General features: G+C 34.3%; 10 protein-coding genes. 4 read left to right on the forward strand and 6 right to left on the reverse strand.

Annotation, left to right across the window (positions count from 1 at the left end; translation table 11 throughout):
- Positions 1-170: 170 nt before the first annotated feature.
- From C0V77_RS06915 to C0V77_RS06930, 4 genes are all read right to left on the reverse strand, one after another.
- A complete protein-coding gene (locus C0V77_RS06915) occupies positions 171-893 on the reverse strand; it encodes a cyclodeaminase/cyclohydrolase family protein (protein WP_101725620.1) in 723 nt (240 codons plus the stop codon).
- Between the two features lie 397 nt (positions 894-1,290).
- Positions 1,291-2,028 carry a hypothetical protein gene (locus C0V77_RS06920; protein ID WP_101725621.1) on the reverse strand — a complete coding sequence of 246 codons (738 nt, stop codon included), beginning with the start codon at positions 2,026-2,028 and terminating at the stop codon, positions 1,291-1,293.
- Entirely contained in the window at positions 2,018-3,190 is a 1,173-nt protein-coding gene (locus C0V77_RS06925) for a DUF262 domain-containing protein (protein WP_101725622.1), read from the reverse strand. The genes C0V77_RS06920 and C0V77_RS06925 overlap by 11 nt, the downstream gene beginning before the upstream one ends.
- 608 nt (positions 3,191-3,798) lie before the next feature.
- Positions 3,799-4,233, reverse strand: a complete 435-nt coding sequence (locus C0V77_RS06930; protein ID WP_101725623.1) for a response regulator — start codon at positions 4,231-4,233, stop codon at positions 3,799-3,801.
- A gap of 465 nt (positions 4,234-4,698) precedes the next feature.
- Here C0V77_RS06930 and C0V77_RS06935 point away from each other — a divergent pair, with 465 nt between their 5' ends.
- From C0V77_RS06935 to C0V77_RS06950, 4 genes are read left to right on the forward strand one after another with little or no spacing between them, the layout of a single operon-like run.
- Positions 4,699-5,517, forward strand: a complete 819-nt coding sequence (locus C0V77_RS06935; RefSeq protein WP_158237900.1) for an ATP-binding cassette domain-containing protein — start codon at positions 4,699-4,701, stop codon at positions 5,515-5,517.
- Entirely contained in the window at positions 5,514-6,290 is a 777-nt protein-coding gene (locus C0V77_RS06940) for a hypothetical protein (RefSeq protein WP_101725625.1), read from the forward strand. The genes C0V77_RS06935 and C0V77_RS06940 overlap by 4 nt, the downstream gene beginning before the upstream one ends.
- A gap of 3 nt (positions 6,291-6,293) precedes the next feature.
- Positions 6,294-6,962, forward strand: a complete 669-nt coding sequence (locus tag C0V77_RS06945) for a hypothetical protein (protein WP_101725626.1) — start codon at positions 6,294-6,296, stop codon at positions 6,960-6,962.
- Between the two features lies 1 nt (position 6,963).
- Positions 6,964-7,641 (forward strand): CPBP family intramembrane glutamic endopeptidase, encoded by a 678-nt coding sequence (locus C0V77_RS06950; RefSeq protein ID WP_101725627.1) that lies wholly within the window; start codon positions 6,964-6,966, stop codon positions 7,639-7,641.
- Between the two features lie 4 nt (positions 7,642-7,645).
- Here the strand turns inward: C0V77_RS06950 and C0V77_RS06955 are convergent, their stop codons facing one another.
- Complete coding sequence (locus C0V77_RS06955; protein WP_216824407.1) at positions 7,646-8,338, reverse strand: LytTR family DNA-binding domain-containing protein; 693 nt, start codon at positions 8,336-8,338, stop codon at positions 7,646-7,648.
- A gap of 14 nt (positions 8,339-8,352) precedes the next feature.
- On the reverse strand, positions 8,353-9,465 hold the full coding sequence (locus C0V77_RS06960) for a sensor histidine kinase (RefSeq protein ID WP_101725628.1): 1,113 nt from the start codon (positions 9,463-9,465) through the stop codon (positions 8,353-8,355).
- Positions 9,466-9,652: the final 187 nt, after the last annotated feature.

Below are 9,652 nucleotides of genomic sequence, written 5' to 3' on the forward strand. Positions count from 1 at the left end.
TTATGCAAAAAAAACAACGTAATTATTTGATTTATAAGCAGTTACGCCTTTCGACTGAATACTCTAGATTTACTAATAGAAAGATTTAATGACATTTTTTTGAGATAGGTTATTTTGCAATCTCATTACAAATCGAATATGGAAAGATTTAATTATCAATGATTGTTCTTCTATTCAAAAATTAGTTTTAATTGATAATCTTGAGTATCTATTCCTTCCTTATACAATTCAAATACTTTAGTCAAAGCCAGCTTTTGTTTTGTATTGTAAGTATTTCCAATTTTTTCTGCTTCCTCTCTTAGCTTTTCAATCCATTGGCTTTTTCTCCCAGTTCTTATATTTATAAGAGTTACGAATAATGCACCCGAAATAGCAGAAAGTAAATTACTAATAGCCACCCCACTATCTCCTCTAGCTGATTGAAAACCTCTGTCAAAAATAGCAAATGCATAATCAATTACTCCTAAACAAGTTCTTGCGATTTCCAATGGAATTTCTGTCGCATCTTTCAAACGCTCGTTCGCTAAACGCGCCATTTTTCTTTCTTCTTTTTCATTATTCTCTAGTTTAGCTTTATCTCTTTGTATTCGATGCTGGCTAACTTCGTTAAACACGGAAATATCTTTTTGAAAGAGCTCCATAAGTCTTGGCTTAATTTCATTTTCAAGTTCTTCAAGAATGATTTTAAATTCCGTCCTCACTGCAACATATTTGTCCTCTTGTCTCGCTATAGTCAATTTACATACCGTTTTCATAAGCTCAATGGCAAGAAGTCCCGGAAATGCAGCAGCACTCCCAGCTCCTGGGATATGCATCCCCTCTCCAAATTTGTCTAACAAATCATTTGTTGGAAGGGTTAAGTAGTTTATTTCTGTTTGTAAGTTTTGTTCCATCACATACAGTTTAGTATTAACACTCAAATACTCAACTCTTAAATTGTCAGATGATCTTATTTATAAGATGTACAATCTATTTGAGTTTTTAATTGCAAAAAGGAAATGCAATTATACAATTATATATTCATTTATAAAATGGGATAGATAGGATTGTTCGACGGTTTGGTTTTGAGACATCTAAAATAAACATCAATTTTAAACCACAGGTGAGAATAAAATAAGCCAGATTTAGATATCAACCCTTGAAGAATTACTTACTATGGGAAAACTTGCTGTCATTTAAGATTAACGAGTATTTTCTAGACAAGAAAGAATGAAATTCTTAGGTTTCAAAAGATGATAAGCAAATTATGATATGCTGACGCGAGAGGATTGAGCCCAAAATTTTAAAAATCTAATTATCATCAAATGTCATCAAGTACTTTTTATATAACTCTATAAAAACTTCATCTATCAATACAAGTGTAGAAAACCATACAAAATAATTCTCGTACTTAAAGTTTTCATTTATCAACGTCTTTAGTGTTGGCAAATTTTGCTGATAAGATTGCGTATTGTGTGCAACTCTATTTCTATGTTTATATAAGAAATCTTTATATATTTTTTGTAAACAAATTCCTTCTCCGTTAATAGAAGTTAACAAACTATCTTTATCATTAGCGAAATGCTTTTTTTCTATCTCATTCCAAATAATTTCATACTCCTTGAAGCTTTTTTGCGACCAAATTGATAAATTCGTATTATCAAAAATATTCTTTACTTCATTAGATTTTGTAAGAATTTTGTTTTTATCAATATCATCCGGTATTTTGAAATTTGGCGAACTTTTTTTAATCTGCCCAACTAAATCTTTATAAATTGATTGTTTATCATTATATGAAGAGCGTTCTCCAACTGGTTTTGTATTGTAATCATATCTGTATTCGAAATCAACGGTTGCCAATTCCCAACAAACACATTTCAATTTTTGCTCTTGAAATCCAGTCATTTTCACAAATACCGACTGCATTATATAATCACACATGGGAAATGTTTCAATACCTCTTCCAATTCCTGTACTTGCAGACACAACATCTCTAAGAATGTCTGTTATTGGTGATAATATGAAATCGGTGTGAATGTTAGGACGCATATTGTTGGTATATTTCAATTGAAGAACTAATTCTTGACCTTAAATGCCCTAAATTACTTGGTGCCCTAGTATGTGAACCATCTCTTTTAAAGTCACTTATTTTGGATTCAATTTTTTGTTTTAATTCGTCTTTTTTTGTAATATCTATTATTTTTTTTTCAAAAACTATTATATATATAATCCCAAAAAAATACATATCCAATTCAATAATTGATTGAAACTGCTTTGGAACATCTATTGAATTTAAGGCTTCATGTAATTTAGAAAAACTCTCATCATATTTTTTGTCTGGAAAAATTTCAGTAAACTTTCCATATTTAGAGTTATTGTCGTCTATCACAGAGTAAATATAATCTTCATAATATTTTTCCATTTGGGGCTTATAGCTTCTGGCTACATTATTCGCACTTTGGTCTTTCTTGTATTGTGATAATAAAGATAAATATCTGACAAAATCAATTTTAGATATACCACTTGAATTTTTAACAGTAAATAAGTTACAAAATTCAGGCTTGAAGAACTGTTTCAAATCATTATCTAAAAAGTAAAGAGAGTCTCTGCTTTCTTGTGGTAACAATGGTTTACCTTGAATATTTATATTTCTAAAAACAGAGGAATAATACTTCTGTTGTTGTTTTTCATTTGAAATATATGGAACTAGGTAAGAGAAGCCTAAAAACGTTGTTTCAAGAAATCTATCGTCAATCTGGAAGTCGACTTTTTTGTAATTACCCTCAATAATTTGTTCGAGAATACTTTGTTTATTATTTCCTCTTTCAATTAATAAATTGAATTTCCACTCGAAAATATTATCAAGTTGATCATTTTCATCATTCTCATCATCATTTTCATCTGCAAATTTTTCAATCGTTTTTTTATACTCAGATTTGTCAGGAAATAAGCCAAGAAATGCAAGTAAAATACTGGTTAATCGTTGCTGTCCGTCAAGAATTAAGTTTTGATTTGCTCCTTCAATTTTAAACGCTCCGATTGTTACAGGAGGAATAAATAGCTTGTCTTTAAATGCTTTAATTAAATTTCTTACATCATCTTCTTCCCATACAAAATAACGTTGATACTCGGGAAGAATAATATTTTTTTTCAGAATTAGATCAATCCAATGCTTTAGAGAATATTCTCCATAATAAACTCGGTTTTCCATAAGTAAACTGATTTTGAAGTTTTCTAGCCGCTTAGTTGTCAGGCACAATTACTGTTCGGTCTCAAATATACGAAAGTTTGCAAACTTTTTATATTTTTCGGGACAGCTTAAAACTTCTATAGAATAATTATGCCTTTTTTACTTTTGTTTTATCTTTACCCATCTATTTTGAACCGTTTTTTTAAGATATTCCAGCTTAGGGCGTTTAAGATTATCCAACTCACATTTGTTATTGTATAAATATAGCTTCCGTGATTAGGTCTAATCAGTACAAATTTTGATCAGAAATATTATGAGGAGGTTGGGGTATATTCCAAGAAAATCTCTCTGAGCTATATAATTCTATACCCGCGTTAAATTTGTAGAATTGAGAGAGCCACGAATTATTCTTCAATGAGTTTATTTAAAAAGAATACTGATTTGTTAATGTTTGCGAATTAATAAATGTTTAGTACGACTTTAAATATGGTCATAAAGATTTAGGTATTGAAATGTTATTAAATCCAATACTACAACTCTAAGATTTTATCTCTATCCTTACAATACAAGATATAAAAAAAGCCCTGTTTCGCAGAGCTTTCAAAGTCAATTAAATATGGTAAAATAAACTATACGAATACTTCTTGAGAATTGGGCTGTATACAACGAGACCAATAATCGTATATTAGTTTAATATCGTTTTTTGTTTGTTCATAGCTATGGTTTTTCTGAAAAAATCCTTGTACTGTTAGTTTTGTATAGGCTTCTCTTACAAAATCCTGATTAGCAGTAGTTGTATAAAATAAAAATGGAATGCTTTTCTCCCGTAACCTTTCATTGGTATCTATTTCTCTTTTTAATTCTATGCCACTCTTCCTGGGAAGATTAATATCACATAATATAAGAAACGGCTGTTCAAATGTTTCCAGCAAAAATTCTTTTGCATCTATACAAGTCTCAAACCAGAGTATGGGATTTTCAATATTTAAATCTTTAAAAGCCTCCTCTATGAAATTCTTATCGTCGATGTCATCCTCAATCAACAAAATCGGTCTTTTTTTCATATGTGTGTGATTATATTCAATTCAAAGTTAATACTTTATTTATAATAGTTACCAAAAAATAAATGTGTTTACTCAAAAGTCCCTGACAAGGAGGTTTTCTCATTTAGAGTAATTTTTGTAATACTTTATAGAGTTGATATAAGTAGTAAAATCTCTACATCGAACCAGCTTCATAGTAGGCTTTACCTATTAAATTAAATCGCTAACTTAACATTATATACTTTTTCGATTTTGGTTCAATAGTAGTTTTTGCAATTATTTATTCGGCAAGAGTTATACTGACCGCAACAATCATCATCCCGGGTTGAAATAACTTACATTACTTGAATCTCCAGCGCATTACCTAACTAAATAATATCTCTCCTAATAAAAGTTTCATTACTTATAAATGGCTTCTTGTTGGAAATATCATGTACTTGGTAGAAAAAGGTTTGAAAAGGGAAAATGAATTTTTCCCTTTGTAACATGATTGTTATCAAAGATTTAACCTATAGTTATCATAAAAGCCAGCAACTCTTCCGCGGGCTGAATATGACTTTGACACCTGGCAAAGTTTATGGCCTTTTGGGCAGAAACGGTGCCGGGAAATCCAGCTTGATCAAAAATATGGCCGGTCTTGTATTCCCGCACTCGGGAAGTTGCCTGATCAATGGGATTGAAGCCAGACTGCGTGACACCATAATGCTGGAGCAACTTTTTTTTATTCCGGAGGAATGTGAGCTACCCCCAGTGACTATCCCGGTTTTTATCAGTATATACGGGAAATTTTATCCGTACTTCAATCAGGAACAATTTTATCTGTACCTACAAATTTTTAGTATTTCTCCATCAAGTCATCTGCGCCAATTGTCTTTTGGCCAGAAGAAAAAGGTTTACATTGCCTTTGCCCTAGCGACCAACACCGATGTACTGATTATGGATGAACCAACCAATGGTCTGGACATCCCTTCTAAAGTGCAGTTCAGGGAAATTGTAGCAGCCGCAAACCGGGTTGATAAGATTACCATTATGTCAACACACCAAGTCAAAGACCTCGATGAGTTGGTTGACAGTGTGATTATTATCGAACAGGGTGAAATCCTTATGCACGCTCATAAGGAAGAAATAGCTGAGAAACTTTTTTTCAGCCCAATTGAGCATGCAACAGATAAGATTATCTACACCAGCGGGAAAAAGGCACTTAGTAAGAATGAGAGCCATCAAGTCTCTAATCTTGACCTGGAAATGCTGTTTAATGCTGCTATATACCATCCAAATGAGATTAAAAATATTTTTAGATTATGAAGCATATTAATCCAAACTACCTGAATAAAATAATAGCATTGAACCGACGGCAATACCTGGAAAACGCGCAGTCTTATGGTTTGGCGATCCTTGCCATTACCTTATGTCTTTCTTTGTTCTTCTTTATCTGTTGGCATTGGCGGCAAAGTTTCTCGGGTGGCATCGGAAATAGCATTTTCCTGATTGGTCTATTCGGAGGTGGGTTGGCATTTTCAGGTTTTCTATATAAAGACCTCGGCCATTCTTCAAAGGTAATCTGGTTTCTTGGCATGCCTGCATCTGCCTCACAAAAGATTATCATTTTTATAATACACTCGATTCTCTTTTATGCCTTGGGCTATACGATTATCTTCCTAGTAATTGAAGGCTTTTTCTACTTGCTTGCCACAGGGGAACAGGCAAAAGACCTCAAAGCGGGGATATTCAAAAACGGTTTTTATAGCTGTTACCTAATTTTTGCTAATTTTCAACTTTGGTTGCTCATCGGCAACCTGACTTTCAGAAAAGCAGCATTGGTAAAAACATTATTGCTGATTATACTCTCGTTCATTGTTGCTTCGACCGGGAATGCAGCCTTGATGAAAATCATGAGTGGAGAAGCAAGTATCACCAGCAGCATGTCATTTGAGTATTTTCAGTTTGTATATCAGGAAGAAAATATTTATGTCTATCTGCCAGAGACCATTCAGGGCATCATCTTTATTTTAAGTTTGCTGCTACCCTTGTTCTTAAGTTTCATTGCTTACCTTAAGTTAACCGAAAAGGAGGTATAAATCATGAAAAAAAGCAACCTCATGTTACTTATATTTTTAATGATGTTTGTAGCTGGTACCCTAATTACTAATCAGTTGCTAGTCGCGCAATACCATAAGATTAACCTTCATGATCGATATAAGAACTTTCATCCGATAGCGGCGCAGGCTTTCCGTGTGCTGGACATCCGAGGAGGGAATTCATATTCAGTCAAGATTGTAAAAGGACCTGCTTACGGTGTTATGCTGATGAACTCCAGAAAACAATTTTTTAGTTTACAACAAAATAAGGACACCACAGTGATTTTGTTCACGGTCGCTAATCAACAATACCAAGCACCGGAGCAATGTACAACAGGGTTAATAGTGACAGTACCCATGCTCGAATCTTTGAGTACCTCTGGTATTAATTGTGAAATAGATGGGCTTCAGCAATTGTCCCTTTCTCTCCATCTATCAGAGGGTTCAACCATGCGGTTAAGAAGTTTAAAAATCAACCAAATGTCAATTTATGGAACTGGTGCTTCAACAGCCTTTTTTAAAGACAAGAACGAATCTGACACTTTAAGACTGACATTACAAAAAGCCAGTTCGGTTGATCTTGGGAAAACTTTCACTAAAGCGATATATCCTATACTGAAGGATAACTCGCGCCTCACTTTAACCAATACAACAGTAAAAAAAATATATTGATATGCACCCACAGGTTAAATATAGTCCAGTAACTAAAGCAACTATTCTTGCTTGCATTGTCTTTTTGATGCTTTTCCCGCACTTTGTACCATTGCCATTTTACAGCTATGCCATTATTTGCTATCTACTCATGCATCTGATGTTGAAACGCCTTGGTTCAAATCTGAAGGCTATAGGCTTAGCTTGGGAAGGTCTATCGGCCAAAGCTTTTATTATCGGTTTAAGCACAGGTTTCGCCTGGCTAGCATTTATGCTTTGGATTTACATACCTTTAGCCCGCTACCTTTCTACTGAGCAATCTGCCCGTTATACAGAGTACAATTTCTTGATAGGCAATCTACCCGCCTATTTGGGGACAGTTGTCGCCGCCTGGATTGTGGGTGGGATTTATGAAGAGTTGGCTTTCAGAGGCTTTATTCGTCTTGGCATTATTAAAGTACTTGGTTCGTCAAGAGTGGCATTTCTAATTAGTGTGGTGGCCTCTTCTTTTTTATTTGGTCTTTACCATATTCAGCAGGGGTTCTTTGGAGTGATATCTGCCACTCTGGGAGGTCTTTACTGGACGATAATCGTTGTCAGGAGTAAAGGAAACCTTTGGCCTGCAATTATCTCACATGCCATTTATGATACCGCTGCGTTAACTATGATTTATTTCGGAATATTTCCGGGACAACGATGATTCATCAGGCTTTAAGATGCAATTTTTGAAAAAGTTGTTCACGATAACCTGTACCAATAGGTAATTCAGCATTTTCCAATTCGATCATATTTCCTTTGATCGCATGAATCCTTTTTAAATTAACAATATAAGAACGATGCACCCGGACAAACTCTTCAGGAGGCAATTGTTGTTCAAAAAGCTTAAGGTGTAAGCCAGCCAGTAACCTTTTATCTTTCAAGAAAACTGAGCAAAAATCTCTTTCTGCCTGAATATAATAGATGCTGCTATGCTCCACACGAACTAAACGGGTATCTTGTCTGATAAAAAGATAGTTTGGTACATCATCAGGCCTCCTCATTGGAAATCGTTTTAAAGATAGTCGTTCTGTAGCCTTTTGTATTGCCTGATAGAAACGCTCAAAGGTGATGGGTTTAAGAAGAAAATCAACAGAGTTCAGATCAAATCCCTCTACTGCATAATTGGCATAAGCGGTTGTAAATATTACCAGCGGTGGGTTTCGCAAAGATCGGAGGAATTCTGTACCAGTTATTATCGGCATCTGAATGTCTAAAAATAAAAGATCTACAGGATGACTATACAAACCCTCATATGCTTCCGTCGCATTGCGACAGCTCTTCACCAACTCCAATTCCGGAACCCGCTGAAAATAGTTTTGCAGAATATCTCTGGCAATTGGCTCATCATCGACAATCATACATTTGATCTTTATCATGTCAGAGTTAAGGTAAGCTTTACTAAATAATTATTTTCATTTACATGAACTTCATAATTGTACCGACCGGGATAATAGAGTTCCAGGCGCTTTTTTAAATTAGTCAGGCCAATTCCTCCTATCCGATCTGGCTCATTTGGATACGAGATTGTATTACTAATGGAAACGATGAATTGATTCTCTTTTGATGATAAAAAAATATTTATATGTGCACCAGGCTCATCAGGCGTAAATTTGAAAGCATTTTCCAGCAATGGAATGAGCAATAAGGGCGCAATCTGTTGCCCCATATTGTTTGCTGGTATTTCAAAATGAATATCTACAAAATTCAGTCTTACCTTTTCTAAAGCAATATAATCTTCTAGTAGCTTTATTTCTTTTGAGAGCGGCATTTTTATCTCATCAGATTCGTACAGAATATAACGCATGAGCCCGGAAAGACGTGAAACCAAGTCGGCAGACCGCTCCATATCCTTTTTAATGATTAGGCCATAGATGTTATTCATAGAATTGAATAAAAAATGAGGATTGAGCTGAGCTTTCAAGAAATTGAATTCCAACTGCAAATTCGCTTTAGACAGCATCATACTTTTGACACTGCCTCGATAGACTTGAAGTGCTGTCTTTATACTAATGGGTATGGTCAAGTTCAGGATTAGGAAAAACGGTGTAGCGAATGTTACCAGCCTGCCAAAAAAAACATGATTCAGGTTTGTGCTCATTAGTGCATAAAATTTTGGCTGCACCTGTTTTAAAGTCTCCATACAAGAAGAGCAATGCCTTAGAATCTGTAGCTCTGTCCAGGAGTCTAACAGAGTATAAATTACAAGGCCTATAAGAATTAGTAAGCTCCCTTTAAAAAGTTTCTTTTTCAGAAGATATTTCGGCCAAACATAGTAGGTGAAAGCATAAAAAAATAGTGCAATAAGACCAGTACTGGATATATTAAGAAACGCCAGCGCCATTTCTGGAAAACCACTGTAAATATTAAACGAAATACGCGTCAAATACAGGCGCAGTCCAAAAAATAGCAGCCAGAACAAAATATGCTGCAAGAACCTAATCTTCTTACTTGGGCTTAGAAAAAATGTCGAGTCTAAAGGAACCATGATTAAAATTGCGTCATTATACTCTTAATGTCAAAATAAAACAACCAATATTAATAAATAGACAACAAACGAATAGTATTAGGCAACCAACTTTGTGATAGCAGTCAATATTACATTCTGAAATGAGATGACACAAATTTGACGAATCATGTGAAAGACGATAAAAGCACATTCAATGAGATTACAA

The sequence above is a fragment of the Emticicia sp. TH156 genome (assembly GCF_002855535.1).
Classification (GTDB): domain Bacteria; phylum Bacteroidota; class Bacteroidia; order Cytophagales; family Spirosomataceae; genus Emticicia; species Emticicia fluvialis.